This is a genomic window from Yimella lutea, assembly GCF_006715095.1.
In the GTDB taxonomy this organism is placed as follows: Bacteria; Actinomycetota; Actinomycetes; order Actinomycetales; family Dermatophilaceae; genus Yimella; species Yimella lutea.
This window is the reverse complement of record NZ_VFMO01000001.1, coordinates 232441-249761: the sequence shown is the minus strand read 5'-3', so window position 1 is coordinate 249761 and position 17321 is coordinate 232441. Positions and strand designations below refer to the sequence as shown.

At 68.2% G+C, this 17321-nt stretch carries 17 protein-coding genes and 2 pseudogenes; 13 read left to right on the top strand and 6 right to left on the bottom strand.

Annotation, left to right across the window (positions count from 1 at the left end):
- The first annotated feature begins 130 nt into the window (after nt 1-130).
- Nucleotides 131-2341, top strand: coding sequence for a heavy metal translocating P-type ATPase (locus tag FB459_RS01220; protein ID WP_239702818.1), 2211 nt, complete (start codon nt 131-133; stop codon nt 2339-2341).
- A 40-nt stretch (nt 2342-2381) separates the two neighbouring features.
- The gene (locus FB459_RS01215) at nt 2382-3215 is read left to right on the top strand and encodes an SDR family NAD(P)-dependent oxidoreductase (protein ID WP_205744795.1); all 834 of its coding nucleotides are present in this window, start codon (nt 2382-2384) and stop codon (nt 3213-3215) included.
- A 16-nt stretch (nt 3216-3231) separates the two neighbouring features.
- Here FB459_RS01215 and FB459_RS01210 read toward each other — a convergent pair whose 3' ends face one another.
- Nucleotides 3232-3714, bottom strand: a complete 483-nt coding sequence (locus FB459_RS01210) for a peptidoglycan-binding domain-containing protein (RefSeq protein WP_211345109.1) — start codon at nt 3712-3714, stop codon at nt 3232-3234.
- Nucleotides 3715-3731: 17 nt separating this feature from the next.
- On the opposite strand from FB459_RS01210, the gene FB459_RS18000 reads away from it, so the two are divergent.
- From FB459_RS18000 to FB459_RS01205, 3 genes and pseudogenes are all read left to right on the top strand, one after another.
- Nucleotides 3732-3866, top strand: a complete 135-nt coding sequence (locus FB459_RS18000) for a hypothetical protein (RefSeq protein WP_281279512.1) — start codon at nt 3732-3734, stop codon at nt 3864-3866.
- A gap of 48 nt (nt 3867-3914) precedes the next feature.
- Complete coding sequence (locus tag FB459_RS17045) at nt 3915-4052, top strand: hypothetical protein (RefSeq protein ID WP_170221637.1); 138 nt, start codon at nt 3915-3917, stop codon at nt 4050-4052.
- Nucleotides 4053-4560: 508 nt separating this feature from the next.
- A pseudogene (locus tag FB459_RS01205) lies at nt 4561-5903 on the top strand (ISL3 family transposase).
- Between the two features lie 173 nt (nt 5904-6076).
- Here FB459_RS01205 and FB459_RS01200 read toward each other — a convergent pair.
- The 4 genes from FB459_RS01200 to FB459_RS17995 all read right to left on the bottom strand — a co-directional run bounded on the left by FB459_RS01200 (nt 6077) and on the right by FB459_RS17995 (nt 10051).
- On the bottom strand, nt 6077-6598 hold the full coding sequence (locus tag FB459_RS01200; protein WP_141927169.1) for a hypothetical protein: 522 nt from the start codon (nt 6596-6598) through the stop codon (nt 6077-6079).
- Between the two features lie 433 nt (nt 6599-7031).
- On the bottom strand, nt 7032-9206 hold the full coding sequence (locus FB459_RS01195) for a heavy metal translocating P-type ATPase (protein WP_211345108.1): 2175 nt from the start codon (nt 9204-9206) through the stop codon (nt 7032-7034).
- Nucleotides 9207-9238: 32 nt separating this feature from the next.
- Nucleotides 9239-9835: an MFS transporter gene (locus FB459_RS01190; RefSeq protein ID WP_168990299.1), complete on the bottom strand. Its 597-nt coding sequence runs from the start codon at nt 9833-9835 to the stop codon at nt 9239-9241.
- 90 nt (nt 9836-9925) lie between these two features.
- The gene (locus FB459_RS17995) at nt 9926-10051 is read right to left on the bottom strand and encodes a hypothetical protein (RefSeq protein ID WP_281279511.1); all 126 of its coding nucleotides are present in this window, start codon (nt 10049-10051) and stop codon (nt 9926-9928) included.
- Between FB459_RS17995 and FB459_RS18165 the strand changes: the two are divergent.
- Nucleotides 10046-11076 (top strand): annotated as a pseudogene (locus tag FB459_RS18165) (DUF305 domain-containing protein). The gene FB459_RS17995 and the pseudogene FB459_RS18165 overlap by 6 nt on opposite strands.
- A gap of 67 nt (nt 11077-11143) precedes the next feature.
- Entirely contained in the window at nt 11144-11710 is a 567-nt protein-coding gene (locus FB459_RS01180) for a DUF411 domain-containing protein (protein ID WP_129627168.1), read from the top strand.
- A 365-nt stretch (nt 11711-12075) separates the two neighbouring features.
- On the opposite strand, the gene FB459_RS01175 is transcribed toward FB459_RS01180, so the two are convergent.
- On the bottom strand, nt 12076-12510 hold the full coding sequence (locus FB459_RS01175; RefSeq protein WP_246092266.1) for a gamma carbonic anhydrase family protein: 435 nt from the start codon (nt 12508-12510) through the stop codon (nt 12076-12078).
- Nucleotides 12511-12679: 169 nt separating this feature from the next.
- Between FB459_RS01175 and FB459_RS01170 the strand changes: the two genes are divergently transcribed.
- The 6 genes from FB459_RS01170 (at nt 12680) to FB459_RS01145 (ending at nt 17232) form a co-directional block, all read left to right on the top strand.
- Nucleotides 12680-15334, top strand: coding sequence for an excinuclease ABC subunit UvrA (locus FB459_RS01170; RefSeq protein ID WP_141927168.1), 2655 nt, complete (start codon nt 12680-12682; stop codon nt 15332-15334).
- A gap of 81 nt (nt 15335-15415) precedes the next feature.
- Nucleotides 15416-15856, top strand: a complete 441-nt coding sequence (locus tag FB459_RS01165) for a helix-turn-helix domain-containing protein (protein ID WP_141927167.1) — start codon at nt 15416-15418, stop codon at nt 15854-15856.
- Between the two features lie 2 nt (nt 15857-15858).
- The gene (locus tag FB459_RS01160) at nt 15859-16218 is read left to right on the top strand and encodes a HepT-like ribonuclease domain-containing protein (RefSeq protein WP_170221636.1); all 360 of its coding nucleotides are present in this window, start codon (nt 15859-15861) and stop codon (nt 16216-16218) included.
- A 94-nt stretch (nt 16219-16312) separates the two neighbouring features.
- The gene (locus tag FB459_RS01155; protein WP_205744705.1) at nt 16313-16480 is read left to right on the top strand and encodes a hypothetical protein; all 168 of its coding nucleotides are present in this window, start codon (nt 16313-16315) and stop codon (nt 16478-16480) included.
- Between the two features lie 18 nt (nt 16481-16498).
- Entirely contained in the window at nt 16499-16666 is a 168-nt protein-coding gene (locus FB459_RS17655) for a hypothetical protein (RefSeq protein ID WP_246092264.1), read from the top strand.
- A complete protein-coding gene (locus FB459_RS01145; protein WP_129625364.1) occupies nt 16663-17232 on the top strand; it encodes a GrpB family protein in 570 nt (189 codons plus the stop codon). Before FB459_RS17655 ends, FB459_RS01145 begins: the two co-directional genes overlap by 4 nt.
- The last annotated feature ends 89 nt before the right edge of the window (nt 17233-17321 follow it).

Sequence of the window (17321 nt, the reverse complement as noted above, 5' to 3'; positions counted from 1 at the left end):
CGTGGGGGAAGGACCGTGCCGAAGCGATCGACACGTCACACGATCTTCGTGAAATCTCCATGGTTCTCGGGAACGGTGTCGAGCGGTCGTTGGTTGCACGAGCCATGACCAAATACCCCCAGGGGGTATTATGCGAGAGGATGACATGAGTACGGAACCGCAGAACGCCGGCCATGAACACCACGGCGCCGTCAGTGCCGAGCAGTCGAGCCAAGAACACGCCGGTCACGCTGGGCATGCCGACCACGCTGGGCATGGCGGCCATGGCGGTCACGGCGGTCACGGCGGTCACGGCGGTCACGGCGGTCACGGCGGTCACGGCGGTCACGGCGGTCACGGCGACCATGTCGCGATGTTCCGGAGGCTCTTCTGGGGCTCGCTCGTCGTTGCGATTCCCACCGTTCTCCTGTCGCGGATGTTCGCCGACCTCGTCGGCTACGACCTGCCGCACAACGTCCTGATCGACGCCGCCCCGCCGGTGCTCGGCACCGTCCTCTATGTGTGGTTCGGGCGGCCGTTCCTGACCGGTGCCGTCGGCGAGGTCAAGGCGCGTCAGCCCGGCATGATGCTGCTCGTCGCGCTGGCGATCACGGTCGCGTTCGTTGCGTCGTGGGGCGCGACTCTCGGGCTGCTGCCGCACCATCTCGACTTCTGGTGGGAGCTCGCGCTGCTGGTCGTGATCATGCTGCTGGGTCACTGGATCGAGATGCGGTCGCTGGCCCGCACGACGTCGGCTCTCGACTCGCTCGCGGCGTTGCTGCCCGACGAGGCCGAGCGTGTCGACGGCGACGAGATCTCCACCGTTTCGCCGTCCGACCTGCGGGCCGGCGACATCGTCGTCGTCCGCCCGGGCGGCAGCGTGCCGGCCGACGGACGCGTCGTGCAGGGTTCGGCGGCGATGGACGAAGCGATGATCACCGGTGAGTCGCGCACCGTGCGCCGCGAGGTCGGCGACGCGGTGGTGGCCGGCACGATCGCGACCGACTCCGGTCTGCGGGTCGAGGTGACGGCGACGGGCGACCGGACGACGCTCGCCGGCATCCAGAAGTTGGTGGCCGACGCACAGGCGTCGGGTTCGCGGGCGCAGCGGCTGGCCGACACGGCTGCCGGTTGGCTGTTCTGGTTCGCGCTCGGCTCGGCCCTGATCACCTTCGTGGTGTGGGCCCTCGTTGGCCTGCCCGACGACGGCGTCGTGCGCACGATCACCGTGCTCGTCATCGCCTGCCCGCACGCTCTCGGCCTGGCCATTCCGTTGGTGATCTCGATCGCCACCGAGCGCGCCGCGCGCGCCGGCGTGCTGGTGAAGGACCGCCTCGCGATGGAGTCGATGCGTTCGGTCGACACCGTCCTCTTCGACAAGACCGGCACGCTCACCAAGGGCCAGCCGACGGTCACCGCTGTGCAGCCCGCCGACTTGCAACCGCTCTCCGCCGACGACCTGTTGGCGCTGGCTGCGGCGGCCGAGGCCGACTCCGAACACCCACTCGCCCACGCGATCGTGCGGGCCGCCGAGCAGCACGAGCTCACCGTGCCGAAGGCCGACGGTTTCACCTCCCACCCCGCAGTCGGAGTGTCGGCGGACGTCGACGGACGCACCGTCCGCGTCGGTGGGCCGGCCCTGCTCGATCAGATCGGCGGCGACGAACTCGCCGTCGCGGACGACTGGCGCGAGGAGGGCGCGATCATCCTGCACGTCGTCGTCGACGGTGCGGTGGCCGGTGCGTTGCGCCTGGCCGACGAGATCCGCGAAGAGTCGCGCACCGCGGTGCAAGCGCTGCACGAGCGCAGTGTGCAGGTCGTCATGATCACCGGCGACGCCGAGGCGGTCGCGCACTCCGTGGGCGCCGAGCTCGGCATCGACCGAGTCTTCGCCGGCGTCCGCCCCGAGGACAAGGCGTCGAAGGTGGCCGAGTTGCAGGGCGAGGGACGGAAGGTCGCCATGGTCGGCGACGGCGTCAACGACGCGCCCGCACTGGCCACGGCCGACGTCGGCATCGCGATCGGTGCCGGCACCGACGTGGCGATCGGTTCGGCGGGCATCATCCTGGCGTCCGACGATCCGCGCTCGGTGCTGTCGGTGATCGAGTTGTCGCGTGCGACGTACCGCAAGAGCGTGCAGAACCTCGCGTGGGGCGCCGGTTACAACCTGGTCGCCGTGCCGCTCGCGGCCGGTGTGCTCGCGCCCATCGGTTTCGTGATGCCGATGTCGGTCGGGGCATTGCTGATGTCGGCCTCGACGGTCGTGGTCGCGCTCAACGCTCAGCTGCTGCGCAGGCTCGACCTGCGCCCCGGCTCGACGGCGCCCCAGAAGCACCAGCCGGAGGCGGCCGCGCGGCACTAGGTTGATCGGAGTCCGCACCCGCCCGGCTCGAGGAGTTCGCGTGACCACCACCGCAGTCGTCACCGGAGCGTCGTCCGGGATGGGTCTGTTCGCCGCTGTCGAGTTGGCCAAGCGCGGCCTCGACGTCGTCGGCACGGTGCGTGACACCGCCCGCGCGAGCGCTCTGCTCGAGGCCGCCGACGAAGCCGGGGTGTCGGTGAGCATCGCCGAACTCGAGGTCACCGACCCCGCCGCGGGCGACCGCCTCGCGGCCATCGCCGCCGAACACGACGGCATCGACGTGCTGATCAACAACGCCGGACGCGGCTGCGTCGGCACCGCCGAAGACCTCACGATGGACGAGATCGAAGCCCAACTCGCGGTCAACTACCTCGGCCCGGTGCGCCTCACCAAGGCGGTGCTGCCCGCCATGCGCGAGCGCGGACAGGGGCGCATCCTCACCGTCACCAGCGTCGGCGGCGTGGTGGGTCAGCCGTTCGCCGACGCCTACTGCGGGGCGAAGTTCGCGGTCGAGGGCTTCATGCAGTCGCTCGCCGTCGTCGCCCGCGAGGTCGGCGTCTGGGTGAGCGTCGTCGAACCGGCCGCGGTCGCCAGCTCGTTCGTCGACAACGCCGCCCGCACCGCGAGCGAGGGGCCGTACGCCGCGCTGCTCGACGCCTACCTGGCCCGCACCAAGGTGTCGTTCGCCGCCGCACAGCAGGCCGCCGACGCCGGACGCGCCATCGCCGACGCCGCGACCTCCGACACCTACCGCTTCCGCTGGCAGACCTCCGAGGCCGCCGAACGGTTCGCCAGCATCTCGCTCGCCGACCTCGACGGCAGCCGCGTGCAGGGCGTGACCGCCGGGTGGATCGCACCGAGCGGCTCGGCCTGACACTCGGCACAAGCGATCAGCCCGCCAGCATTCCGCTGACCAGCGCCTGCCAGGTGAGGGTGCCGCACACGCCGTCCGCCGTGATGTTCGGGACGTCGGCGTGCACCGCCTGCTGGAAGGCCCGCACCGCGCTCTGCGTGAGTGGGCCGTACTGCCCGTCGACCGCGAGTTCGGTGGCCGGGTTGCCCGACAGGTTGCGGAAGTTGATCTCCACCTGCACTCCCTTGACGGCCGAGCCGCGGCTGCCCGACCGGCACGTGATGATCACGTGCGACCAGGTGATCGGGCCGACGATGCCGTCGACGGCGAGGCCGGCACCCTGCTGGAAGTGCCGCACCGCTGCGTCGGTCAGCGCACCGAACGAGCCGTCGGCGGTCAAGGTCGCACCGTGCGCGTTGAGCAGACGCTGCAGCGTCGGCACAGGATGACCGTTCGCGCCGCGGCGCAGCACGGGCCACGGCTGCAGGTTGCTCGGGACCACCGTCGTCGGCTGCCGCACCCACGCCTCGTGGGGTGATGTTGACCATCGACGGGTGGTCGATGATGCCGATCGAGTTCCAGGTGAACAACGCGTACGCGGGTGCGTTCGGGTCGACACCTGCGGGCACGGCCACGTGCAACTGCGACGCGAGCCAACCGGTCGTGCCGTAGCCGAACAGCGACACGCAGTGGTCCTCGTTCGAGTCGGGCTGGAAGCCCGTGCCGAACCACCCGTTGCTGCCGCCGGTGGTCAGCCAGGCGGTGTCGAGCTGGTCGGCCGCGACACCGATCTTCACCGGGCCCTGGGTGATCGCGCCGCGCAGCGCTGACGCGTTCGTCCAGTCGACCGCGAGGTGAGCGCCGTCGTCGTAGACGGTGCTGCCGCGACGGAAACCGTCGTGCTGCATCCAGGTGAGTACGTCGGGCAGGTACGCACCCTCGAGCACACCGTGCGAGGTCGCCCAGCCGATCACCTCGGCGTCGGTGATGAAGATCTCCGGGTTGTGGCATGCCTTGGCGAACGCCTCCTCGGCGGTCACGCAGTCGCCGTGAACATCGTTGCCCCACATGGAAATCTGGGCCGGCACAGTGAGGAACTGCAGCGGCGCGGCCACCGGCGGCGCGAACGCCCGGGCGGCGGCGAGCACGTGCCGCGGGGTCGGGAGAGCACCGCGTCGGCGGGCGGGTGCGGCGGTCTGGTCGGACATCGTGAATCCCCTTTCGGTGCCTCGTGATCGAGGCACAACTGGCTCTTCGCCGTTGAGCGTGGGTGAGTAGGCGGCGCGCCGAGTGGGGTGCGGTGGGTGTGGGTCGAGGTCCTTGAGGATCAGAGGACTTCTACCTCCCTGACCGCAAGGACCTCGACATGGATGAGCCTACGTTCTGCTGCGGCGCTGCCGGCGGCTACTGCGACCGGTGTGACCTGCTCGTTGATCTGCCCGGGTTGCACGTGATCGGCGTTGAGCACGACACCGCCGGCCGGGTGGTCGTGACGGTCGAGTCAGCACCAGGACCGGTCGGGTGCCCGGCATGCGGGGTGGTCGCGATCGGGCACGGCCGGGACGTGGTGACCTTGGTCGACGCACCCTGTTTCGGGCGACCGGTCCGGGTGCGGTGGCGTAAGCGACGCTGGCGATGCCTGGAACCTTCCTGTCCCCGCACGGTGTTCGTCGAACAGGACGACCGGGTTGCGGCGCCACGGGCCAAGCTGACCACGCGTGCGGTTGGTGGGCGATCGCTCAGATCCGACGTGAGCACGCCAGTGTCAACGGGATCCGCCGGCAGCTCGGCACCGGGTGGCGCACGGGGTGGCGCACCGTGTGGGAATCGATCCGGCCCCTGCTGCAAGCAGCTGCCGACGACCCGGCCCGATTCGACGGCGTCACGATCCTGGGTGTTGACGAGCATGTCTGGCACCACGTCAGCACCAAGCCAGTCGAGCACGGCGGCCGTGGCCCGAAAGAACTGACCGGGATGGTCGACCTGACCCCGGATGCCAACGGGCACAACCGAACTCGCCTGCTCGACCTCGTCCCGGGGCGGTCCGGGAAGGTGTACACCGACTGGCTCACCGACCGCGGTGAAGACTTTCGTGACCGGGTGCAGGTCGCGACGTTGGACCCGTTCCATGGATACAAGAACGCGATCGATGACCGTCTCGACGACGCCCGCGCGGTGCTGGACGCGTTCCACGTCGTCAAGCTCGCCACCCACATGGTCGATGAGGTCCGCCGCCGGGTTCAGCAGCAACTCCACGGGCACCGAGGCCGTCGTGACGACCCGTTGTACCGGATCCGGAACATCCTGCGAGCCGGGCAGGAGAACCTGACCGACCGGCAACGCGCACGTCTCGCCGCGGCGTTCACCGCGCACGAGGCGCACGTCGAGGTTGAACTCGCGTGGCAGTGCGCGCAGCAGGTCCGATCCGTGTACCACCAGCCCACGCACGCGGCCGGCCGCAAGATCGCCGAACAAGTACTGGACACCTTCACCACCTGCCCGATCGGTGAGGTCGCCCGCCTGGGCCGCACCCTCAAGCAGTGGCGTACCGAGTTCCTCGGCTACTTCGACACCCATGGCGCGAGCAACGGCGGCACCGAAGCCATGAACGGGCTCATCGAACTCCACCGCCGTATCGCCCGCGGCTTCCGCAACCGCGACAACTACCGCCTGCGCATGCTCCTCATCGGCGGCGGGCTGAACCTATGACCCACGCTCAACGGCGAAGAGCCAGATTGGCTGGGCCGAGTGAGACGATGCAATTTGGTCAATCTTCAAGGCGTGTCATCGTCAGTCCTCGCTGCATCTCGACAGCTGTTGTCGAGAAGCGCCCTAAATTAGAGCAAGTCGACTTCTATCTAAGATGCGAGGGCCCGAGGGCACTAGGGTGGCAGACTTCTGGTGCTCGGACGCCGCGCGGGCAGGGGGCTACTGCCGACCGCGTCTCCTTCGGCCGGGTCTGTCGGCGGCGTCAGCAGGGGGGAGCGCCGACCGCCTTCAGCGTGGAGGTCGTCGAGTTGCTGCGGTACAGCGTGGTCGAGCCGGCCTTGCGGTAGATGACCGACACGTCGGTGATGGTGGAGCGGGCCTGGCATCCGCACGAACAGCACCAAGGACTGCCCATCGTCGGAGCGCGTCCGCGCGGGACGCAACGGTGCCGGCGCCCGGCGAACCTCACCGGAGTCGAAAGCGTCCACCATGTCCGGCGGCGGCCACTGATTCAGGACGCCGACGGCGTGTGCCGGCTCGGCCAGCCACGTTGACTCGACGGCGGCTCCGCCGGTCGTGGTGACGTGCGCGTCGACGATCGTGACGGGATCGTCGGTGACGTTCGCGAGTGCCTCGCCGTAGACGATCTTCTCGGTTGTCGTGGACGGGGACGCAGGTCGTTCGACCGACGGCACTCATCACGACGTCGTTGCCGTCACGGATCGTGTTGTGCGTGCGCCACCAGAGCAGAGCGGCTGCGACCAAGGTCGCCGCGACAGCTGCGGTGACAGCTAAGACCTGACGGCGCCGCACGCGCTCATCTACGACGCGCAACGTAGACGTTCCCGGAGCCGTTGTTGGGCTTGTCTCGGGTGCCACAGAGACGGCCCGACTTGCCCCGGAAGTTGAAGTGGACCGTCACGCTGCGTGTGTACCCGCTCTCGGCCGAGACGTTCAGGCCCAAGGGGGGGCAGGTCGACCCCGCCGGTGTTGCGCCAGGCCCGGTAGTTGTCCATGCTCTCTTGGCTGCCCTTGAGGTACGGAGTGCACTTCCACGCCGCGGGCGCCTTGGCCGCGGTGCCGGCGCTGTTGCCGGTCGGCTTGGCGGTGCATTGCTAGTGAGCCGATTCACTCGTCGGTGTCGCGGCCCAGGAGTTTTGCGGTGCTGCGTGCCGGGGTCAGGTCGAGGCGCCGCAGGAGCTGGGCGTTCAGGGCGACTACGACGGTGGAGGCCGACATGAGGATCGCGCCGACGCTCATCGGAAGGACGAAGCCGACCGGGGCGAGAACGCCCGCGGCCAGCGGCACGGAGATGAGGTTGTACCCAGCGGCCCACCACAGGTTCTGCTTCATCTTGCGGTAGGAGGCTCGCGAGAGGTCGATGACCGAGAGCACCGAGCGCGGGTCGGAGCTGGCGAGGATCACGCCCGCGGAGCCGATGGCCACGTCGGTGCCGGCGCCGATGGCGATGCCGACGTCGGCTTTGGCCAGGGCGGGGGCGTCGTTGACGCCGTCGCCGACCATGGCGACCTTTCGCCCTTCGTCCTGCAGCTCGGTGACCTTGGCGGCCTTGTCCTGCGGGCGGACGCCGGCGAACACCCGGTCGATACCCAACTCGGTCGCGACGGTCTCGGCCACGGCCTGGGCGTCTCCGGTAATCATCACGACTTGGGCGCCTGCGGCGTGCAGGGCGTCGACGGCGTCGCGGGACTCAGCGCGGACCTCGTCGGCCAGGCGAAGTGCGCCGATGACCCCGCCGTCGGCGAGGACGTGGAGGATGATCGCTCCCTCCTCGCGCCAGGTATGGGCGACGGGCAGCTCCGCCAGGTCGTGGTGCTCGAGCAGGTAGGGGCCACCGACCTCGATCACCGTGCCGTCGACGCTCGCCCGCACCCCCACTGCCGGGGATGAGGAGAAGTCACCGGCGCGCGGGACCTCAAGCTCGCGGGCGCGAGCGGCACCGACGATGGCCCGGGCCAGCGGGTGCTCACTGTCGGCCTCGGCGGCTGCCGCCAGCGCGAGGATCTGGTCCTGGTCGTGACCGCCGTGCGCCTCGATGCCGGTGACGGTGGGCTCGCCCTTGGTGAGGGTGCCGGTCTTGTCGAAGAGGACAGTATCGACGGTGCGCATCGACTCCAGCGACAGGCGGTCCTTGACGAGCACGCCACCGCGGGCGGCCCGCTCGGTGGCGATGGAGACCACCAGCGGGATGGCCAGCCCGAGGGCGTGGGGGCAGGCGATGACGAGGACGGTGATCGTGCGCACCACCGCGATGTCGGGCAGTCCCTGCACCGACCAGACGAGGGCCGTGATCGCAGCGGCGCCGAGGGCGAACCAGAAGAGCCAGGCTGCGGCGGTGTCGGCGATGCGCTGGGCGCGGGAGGAGGAGGCCTGGGCGTCGGTCACGAGCTTCTGGATGCCGGCCAGGGCGGTGTCGTCACCGGTGGCGGTGACCTCGACGCGCAGGCTGGAGTCGGTGGCCACGGTGCCGGCGACGACGTACTCCCCCTTCTCGCGGCGCACGGTCTTGGACTCGCCGGTGACCATGGACTCGTCCATGCTGGCCGAGCCCTCGACGATCCGTCCGTCGGCGGGCACGGACGCCCCGGGGCGGACGATGGTGACGTCGCCGACCACCAAGTCGGCCGGTGCGACGGTGACGACCTCGTCGCCGTCCACCTTCTCGGCCTCATCCGGCAGGAGCGCGGCCAGGGAGTCCAGTGCGGAGGTGGTCTGGGCCAGCGAACGCATCTCGATCCAGTGGCCCAGCAGCATGATGACCACCAGGAGGGCCAGCTCCCACCAGAAGTTCAGCTCGTGGTCGAGCACGCCCAGGCTCGCGCCCCAGGAGGCGATGAAGGCCACGGTGATGGCCAGGCCGATCAGGAGCATCATCCCCGGCTGGCGAGTGCGAATCTCCGCCACGGCACCGGTGAGGAAAGGCCGGCTGCCCCACAGGTACATGACCGTGCCGAGAGCGGGCGAGACCCACGACGCCCAGCCTCCGTCGGGCAGGTCGTAGCCGATGAGGTCGGCGAACATGTTGTTGAAGCCGACGACCGGGACCGCCAGCACAAGCATGATCCAGAACAGGCGGCGGAACTTCCCGACGTGGTCGCCGTGCCCCTCGTGTCCTTCGTGGCCGCGGTGCTCGCCGTGGCTGTGCTCAGCGTCGTGGCCTGCCTTCCGCGGCTGGTGATCACGCGGATGACGCCCGTGCACGTGGTCGGTCACGTGGGCTTCGGGGTGGCTCTCGTGCGTATCCCCTTCAGGCGCGAACTGGTGGTCTTGGTTGGCGCTCATGCCTGCAAACCTATACCCCCTAGGGGTATAGGTCAATGCGTGGCCACGCTCCCCGAAAGGCAGGCGTCGGGGGCGGAGCCACACGGAACTGGGTGCGCCGACCGCCCGGAGCGGGGGATGGTCAGCCCCGCGACGACGGCGGCGGCCAGGGCGGCGGTGGCGGCCACGAGGAAGGCGTTCTGGAAGCCGGAGCCATCACCGCCTACGAGGCTGGCCGCAGCCATGCTGGAGACGGTGGCGACACCGATGGAGGCCCCGAACTCGTAGAAGGTGCTCAGCAGGCCCGAGGCGACGCCGGCCTCGGCGGGCTCGATCCGGCCGAGGGCAGTGGCCGAGGCGACCACGAACAGTGCGCCGATGCCCAGGGCGCCGACCGAGACCCCTGCCACCGTGGCCGGGGTGGTGGGCCACAGTGCCGGGACGAGCAGGCCCGCGGCGGCGATGCCCATTCCGCCCACGCCGAGCCGCTTGGCCCCCATGGTTGCGATGAGCCGGCCGCCGAGGTTGGCGCCCAGCATCGTGGCGACCACGTCGAGCGGATCGAAGGGGTCAGCGATGTCAGCGTCGACATCCCCAACGGGCGACTGACCGTCCACTCCACGCCCACGGTCACCGACGAGGCCGTGCACGCAGCGATCGAGCAGGCTTGCTACACGATCGCAGCCAGCGCCTGACCGTGCCCACAGCCTTCTCGCCGCCGACATCCCACGACAGGCGACTCATAGAATGTGGGCCATGACCCCCGACCACAGCGCGCGCACGCAGTTGGTGGCACGCTTCAGCCCCATGGGGTACTGGTTCTGGGGCTGGCCACCGTGGTGGTCGCCGAAATCCTTGCCATGCACGGATTCTCCGTGGCCATCACATGCCGGGCGAGGCCCCACGCAGCAGGTGGACTCGAGCACGAGCCACCAAACGCATCAAGACCCAGCGAGCTCGGGCGCACATTCATGTCCGTCCCCCGGCTGCGACGAGCACGGCTCGATGGCCGCGATGTGCTTGTTCATGCTGCTGTGGCTGGTGACCCTCGTGCCACGGCGCGGTGGCTTCTCGTGGCGATGGCAACCCCCGTGGGTGACCTGGCTCGCTGCCCAGTCACCACCCCCAGCGGGGCACCTGTCACGCGTTTCGTTGATTCGGCTGTGCATCAGCCGAACGTCAACAGGCCTCTCGCGTCCGACCACGCCACACCGGCGTCGCCGGACGCAGTCCTGCCCGATCAACGACACCAGGCGAAGGAACCGCGATTTCGCATGCGCAAGAACACCATCACCAAGACATTGGCGCCCGCCGCGGCAGCCACCCTCATCGTCAGCGGCTGCTCCCAGGGCAGTAGCAGCCACGACTCCCACGGCGGCAGCGAGAGTGGCAGCAGCCAGGTGTCGGCACAGTTCAACGACGCCGACGTCACCTACGCCGAAGGCACGATCATGCATCACCAGCAGGCCGTGGAGATGTCCGACATCATCCTCGACAAGTCTGGGGTCAACCCCGACGTGGTGAAGATGGCCAAGCAGATCAAGAAGGCCCAAGGGCCAGAGATCAAGGAGATGCAGACCTGGCTCAAGGACTGGGGTCAGGACGACTCTGGCCAAAAGGGCCACGGTGGTGACTCCGGCTCCGGAGACGAGATGAGCCATGACGGCATGGCAGCCCCGAGGACATCAAGAAGCTCAAGGCAGCCGACGGCGAACAAGCCTCCACGCTGTTCCTCGACCAGATGATCGAGCACCACCAAGGCGCCGTGAAGATGGCCAAGGACCACCGCCGGGACGGGGAGAACCCCGACGCGGTGGAGCTGTCCAAGAACGTCATCAGCGACCAGAACGCCGAGATCAAGGAGAAGCGCACCATGCGCGACTCGCTCTGACTGCTCCCAACGGGCCCGGCCGGCTGTACGCCGGCCGGGCCCCCCACACAAAGAAGGTCCTGATCCAATGTTCACCAGTTCACCCACCCCCCAACAGATCAGCCGGCGCACCCTCCTCCTGGCCAGCATCGGGTCGGCGTCCTTGCTGACCGCCTGCGCGGACGAGGGCCCGGCGCCCACCGCGAAAGAGACGTCGTTGCCCGCGAAGGTCGCCGACTACGGAGTCGACCCGGCACAACTGGTGATGACTGTGTACAAGGATGCCTCCTGCGGGTGCTGCAGCGGATGGGTCGACCATGCCGAAGAAAACGGGTTCACAATCACCACCGAGCACCCCGAAGCCCTCCACGAGGTCTGGGAACGCCATGACATCGCCTTGGACATGCAGTCCTGCCACCTGTCGCTCACCTCCGACGGAGACGTCTTCGTCGGACACGTCCCGGCACGATTCGTCCTGAAGTACCTAGCCGACCCACCGACGGGCGCACGCGGCCTGAGCGTGCCAGCCATGCCTGTCGGGACGCCCGGCATGGAGCAGGACGACGAGTTCGACCCCTACAAGGTCATGCTGCTCACCGACGGCGAACCAAGGGTCTTCGCCGACGTGAGGAAGGCATCGCAACAGCGGACGTAACATGACCGACCAAAGGTTGCCCAGGTGGAAGGAGCCAGCGCCCCGCGACACTCGCAGATCGCGGGGCGCGGGGCGCGGGTCGCTGGTGTATGCCCACCATGCAACCGTGGTGGAGCCGAACAGCCCACGTGACGCGGCAGGCCCCGTAGAGGCCTACTTTGCACAGCCGCGGAATGCAGGACGATTCGTGCAAAGTGGGACGCGTGTCGTGTGCAGTCTTCGCTGCATCTCGACAGTGGCTACCGGCGGCAGAGGTTGAGGTCCGGGAAAGACAACCAACTCATGCATCTGCCACCAACTCATGCACTGGGCACTGACCGAAGCCGCGTGTTCGCGGCGCTTGGTATCAACGCGGGCGATGGGCCTCACACTTGGAGCGCATGATGTCGCGCATCGGCGTTTCCCGGGTCGGCGCCGTACATCGTCCCGGGGAAATCAAGCGTCTGTTGGATCGCCCACAACTCCTCGTGCCGGGCCGGTGAGAACAGCTGGGCCGGGCCGCCGACCGTGATCCACCCGATCGGCACGACAGTGTCTGCGGGCAGCGCGCTGTTGACGTGCAGGACGCTGTTGATGCGCAGTTCGCTTCCGGTGGCGACGAGAGCACCGGCGAAGACGCTCACCCCGGTGGCGATGAACACCTCGTCCTCGACCGTGGCTGCGTTGAGGTGGGCGTGTGGCCCGACGAGGACGGCGTCGCCGATGGTCAGCGGTGTGTTCGCGCGTCCGCGAAGGACCGCGTTCTCCATCACCAGCACGTTCGAGCCGATGTGGATCGGACCCAGGTCACCGTTGAGCACCGCACCGTGCAGGACAGCGAACCCGGCCCGATACGGACATCTCCCGTGACGACCGCGCAGGAGGCGACGCAGGAGCTTGGATCGATGGTGATCATCCGAGGACGGTACGGCTCGGTTCGCGTGCCAGGTGGCGTCCGTGGCGTCCGAACCTGGCGCATACAGTCGGCACATGACGACGACCGACGACGCCAGGCACACCGCAGTCGAGGTCAGGGGAGCCCGGCAGAACAACCTCAAGGACGTCGACCTCGACGTGCCGCGTGATTCGATCGTCGCGTTCACCGGAGTGTCCGGGTCGGGGAAATCCTCTCTCGCTTTCGGGACGCTTTACGCCGAGTCCCAGCGCCGGTACCTGGAATCGGTCGCACCGTACGCGCGCCGCTTGATCGACCAGGCAGGCGTCCCCGATGTCGACTCGATCGAGGGACTGCCGCCGGCGGTCGCACTGCAGCAGCAACGCGGCGGCGGCAACGCCCGATCCACCGTCGCGAGCGTGACGACGCTGTCGAACCTCGTCCGCATGATGTACTCGCGCACCGGTTGGTATCCGCCGGGCCAACCGATGCTCTACGCCGAGGACTTCTCGTCCAACACCGTCCAGGGTGCGTGCCCGACCTGCCACGGGATCGGCCGGGTCTACGAGGTCACCGAAGAACAGATGGTGCCCGACCCGTCGCTGACGATCCGCGAGCGCGCCATCGCGTCCTGGCCGCCGGCGTGGCAGGGGCAGAACCTGCGCGACATCCTCGTCTCGATGGGCTACGACGTCGACATCCCGTGGCGCCGCCTGCCGAAGAAGCAGCGCGACTGGATCCTGTTCACCGAGGAGCGCCCGACCGTCCCGGTGTACGCCGGTCTGACTCCGGCGCAGACGAAGCGGGCGATCAAGAAGGACCTCGAACCGAGCTACCAAGGCACCTTCGTCGGCGCTCGCCGGTACGTGCTGGACACCTTCGCGTCCACCAAAAGCGCGATCGTGAAACGCCGCGTCTCGCAATTCGTCACCAGTGCTGTGTGCCCCACCTGTCACGGCAAGCAACTCAAGGTCGAGTCGCTGTCGGTCACGTTCGAGGGCTTCGACATCGCCGAGTTCGCCGCGCTGCCGCTGGCTCAGGTGGCCGACATCGCGCGGCGTGTGATCGCCGATGATCGGGTGCCGGTCGAGGGCACGTCAGGCGAAGCGTTGGACGACGCGTCCCGGGCGCGTGCCAGAAAGGCGCGGGTGGATGCCGGCGGTGCGTCCCATGACGCGGCACCCGACGTCCGTCGCACCTCGAACATCTCGGCGGAGAAGCAGGCCGCGGCCGGTCGCCTGTGCGCCGAACTGCTCGAACGACTGCAACCGATGATCGATCTCGGCCTCGGGTACCTCTCTATGGGGCGGACGACACCAACCCTCTCCGGCGGTGAACTGCAGCGGCTACGGCTGGCAACTCAGTTGTCGTCCAAGCTTTTCGGTGTCGTGTACGTGCTGGACGAACCGTCCGCCGGCCTCCACCCGCGTGACCTCGAAGCGCTGCTCGGCATCCTGCGCGGACTCAAGCAGCGCGGCAACAGCGTGTTCGTGGTGGAGCACTCGATACCGGTGGTCAAGGAGGCCGACTGGCTGGTCGACATCGGACCCGGCGCCGGCGAGCAGGGCGGACGCGTCCTGTTCAGCGGCGAACCCTCGGGCCTCGCGGACGTCGAGGAATCGGTCACCCGCCGCTACCTGTTCGCGCCTCCCACACCGGTGTCCAGGCGGCCCCGCGAGCCGCATGGCTGGCTGCGATTCGCGGACGTCAGCCGCAACAACCTGCACGAGGTCAAGGTGCAGTTCCCGCTGGGATGTCTGACTGCGGTCACCGGCATCTCCGGGTCGGGCAAGTCGAGCCTGGTCAGTCAGGCCGTGCCCACGCTGGTCGAGGCCGCTCTCGGTCGGTCCACGACAGTGGAGCTCGAGGACGGGGACGACGACGTCGACCTGTTGCTCACCGGCGATCAGGGTTCGGTGCACGGGCACGTCGAAGGTGGCCGCGAAGGACTCGGAGGTCTGCGTCGAGTGGTCGCGATCGACCAGAAGCCGATCGGTCGCACCCCTCGGTCGAATGTCGCCACCTACACCGGACTGTTCGACCACGTCCGCAAGTTGTACGCGGCGACCCCGGAGGCCCGTCGGCGCCACTACAAGGCCGGCCGGTTCTCGTTCAACGTCGCCGCCGGGCGATGCCCGACGTGTGAGGGAGAGGGCTCGGTCATGGTCGAGTTGCTGTTCCTGCCGAGCATCTACAGCCCGTGCCCCACGTGTCACGGCACACGGTTCAAGGAGAGCACGCTCGAGATCACCTGGCACGACCGGAACATCGCCGACGTCCTGGCGATGAGCGTGGACGAAGCCCATGAATTCTTCGCCGATGAGACCGAGATCGAGCGCTCGCTGCACGTACTGCGCGACGTCGGGTTGGGATATCTGCGCCTCGGCCAGCCCGCGCCCGAACTCTCCGGCGGCGAGGCGCAGCGGGTGAAGCTGGCCTCCGAACTGCAGCGTGCCCACCGGGGCGACGCCCTCTACGTCCTCGACGAACCCACTGCGGGTCTGCACAGTGCCGACAGCGACCGCCTGATGGCGCATCTGCAGGGCCTGGTCGACGCCGGCAACACCGTCGTCATGGTCGAGTTGGACATGCGCATGGTCGCCCAGGCCGACCACGTGATCGATCTGGGTCCCGGCGCCGGTGACGACGGCGGACGCATCGTCGCCACCGGCACCCCCGGCGAAGTCGCCGCCGACGCCGACAGCCTCACGGCCGCGTACCTGAGGGACGTCCTGGCGGGCAGATCCTGAGAAGAGGAGCGCTGCAAGAATCGGTCAGCAACGAGGTCAATTCCAACGTCCACGATCCATATCAGGAGATATCATCACCTGATGTCGACGGTTGCTGAATTACGTGCCGCTGCGGGAATCAGTCAGGCTGAGTTGGCCCGCCGCAGCGGTGTTGCGCAACCGAACATCGCCGCCTACGAAACCGGTCGCCGACGCCCGTCCCCCCAGATGCTGGATCGCTTGCGGGATGCCGTCCGGCCGCGCCCGAGTGAACTGTTGAAGCATCACCGTGCCGAGGTGTTGGCGATCCTGTCCGGTCACGGCCTCACCTCTCCGCGGGTGTTCGGGTCGGTGGCTCGCGGCGATGACACTCCGGGCAGCGATATCGACCTCGTCGTCGAGATCGGCCGTCACGGCGACGTGCTCGACCTGATCGATGCCGCCGACGAGTTGGAGCAGTTGCTCGGTTGCGCAGTGGATCTGGTGACGGCTCGGGCACTTTGGTCGGGGCACGAGATCGATCGCACCTCGGTGCCGCTCTGAGTTTGCTGGACGAGAGGTACGGCCCCGGCACATCCGACAAGCTGTCCGACATCTCACGACTGTGCCGGAGAGCTGAGCAGCTCGCGGCACGTGGACGAGAGTGGTACGACAGTGATCCCGACCTCGAGGTGCCCAAGCTTGCTGCAGATTCTCTCGTGCTCAAGCTGGGCGAAGCGGTGCGGCGGCTCCCCGAGGCGTTCCTCGATGAGCATCGCCGAGACACGTCGTGGCGGCGGGCCATCGGCATGCGCAACCGCCTCGCTCACGAGTACGACGCAGTCGACTACGAACTCGTCTGGGCCGTCGTGTCCCGTCACGCCGAACAACTACGGGCCGAGGTCGACGAACTGCTCGGCACGTAGGGCATGGCGCACCCCGAAATTCACGCACGGACGACTCCCGTCGGTCGGTGCTTCGTCGGTACGGTCGGAATCATCCCGACCACCAGGAGGAGCCATGCCCACGGAGTGGAGCGACAAGGACGAGCGGCAGTACGAGCACGTGAAGGAGTCCGAAGAAGACCAGGGTCGCAGCGAGGACCGCGCCGAGGAGATCGCCGCGGCCACTGTGAACAAGCAGCGCAGCAAGGAAGGCCGGAGTAAGGAGTCGAAGGACCACGAGTGAGGTCGCCGAGTCGGATGAGTGTCCTGGATCGATGCTTTCAGCCGCTTGGTCGACGTCCGCGCGGCGAGCATCAACGGGCTGGACAAGCTGGTGCGCAACGGCGAGTTCAAGCAGCTCCTCGAGTACGAACGGGCGTTCGTGCTGGTCATGAGGCTGAGCGCACCGGACGTTAACCTCGCCGCATGACTGAGTCTCCCAATCCCGGCCGCCGCGGTCCCGACGTCACCTGCGTCGAACTCGTCGGCGGAGTGGAGAAGCGCGACCTCGTCATCGAAGAATACGACCCGTCCTGGACCAGCGCTTTCACCGAGCACGAGCATCGCATCAGGGCGGCTCTGGGGGAGACCGCGAAGCAGGTCGAACACATCGGCTCCACCTCGGTGCCCGGACTCGCGGCCAAGCCGATCATCGACATCCTCGTGGTCGTCGACGACGTCACCGCCGAGGAGGACTACCTGCCGCAACTCCTGGACACCGGTTACATGTTGCGGGTTCGTGAGCCCGGGCACCGGCTCGTACGCACCCCCGAACTCGACGTGCACGTGCACATCCTCGAGACCGGCGACGTGGCCGCTGACGATTACCTGTTGTTGCGCGACCGATTGCGCACCGACCAGGGCGATCGAGAACTGTACGAACGCACCAAGCGGGACCTCGTCGCTCAGGACTGGCCGGACATGAACGCGTACTCGGACGCCAAGGGTCAGGTGATCGCCGAGATCAAGCAGCGCGCCCGTGACAACCGGGGTTAATTCGCCCCCACAACCTGGGTAAACCGGTTCGGATCGATCGGCCGCGTGCAGCTCGTCGGTGTCGTGAACCTTCTTCAGGTTGCGGCTGG

Excerpts from the sequence above, each read along its gene's own strand:
- FB459_RS01145 (WP_129625364.1), top strand. The coding sequence starts at position 16,663 with ATGACTGAGTCTCCCAATCCCGGCCGCCGCGGTCCCGACGTCACCTGC.
- FB459_RS01165 (WP_141927167.1), top strand. The coding sequence starts at position 15,416 with ATGTCGACGGTTGCTGAATTACGTGCCGCTGCGGGAATCAGTCAGGCT.
- FB459_RS01180 (WP_129627168.1), top strand. The coding sequence starts at position 11,144 with ATGTTCACCAGTTCACCCACCCCCCAACAGATCAGCCGGCGCACCCTC.
- FB459_RS18000 (WP_281279512.1), top strand. The coding sequence starts at position 3,732 with ATGTTGACCATCGACGGGTGGTCGATGATGCCGATCGAGTTCCAGGTG.
- FB459_RS01220 (WP_239702818.1), top strand. The coding sequence starts at position 131 with ATGCGAGAGGATGACATGAGTACGGAACCGCAGAACGCCGGCCATGAA.
- FB459_RS01155 (WP_205744705.1), top strand. The coding sequence starts at position 16,313 with ATGCCCACGGAGTGGAGCGACAAGGACGAGCGGCAGTACGAGCACGTG.
- FB459_RS01195 (WP_211345108.1), bottom strand. The coding sequence starts at position 9,206 with ATGAGCGCCAACCAAGACCACCAGTTCGCGCCTGAAGGGGATACGCAC.
- FB459_RS01170 (WP_141927168.1), top strand. The coding sequence starts at position 12,680 with ATGACGACGACCGACGACGCCAGGCACACCGCAGTCGAGGTCAGGGGA.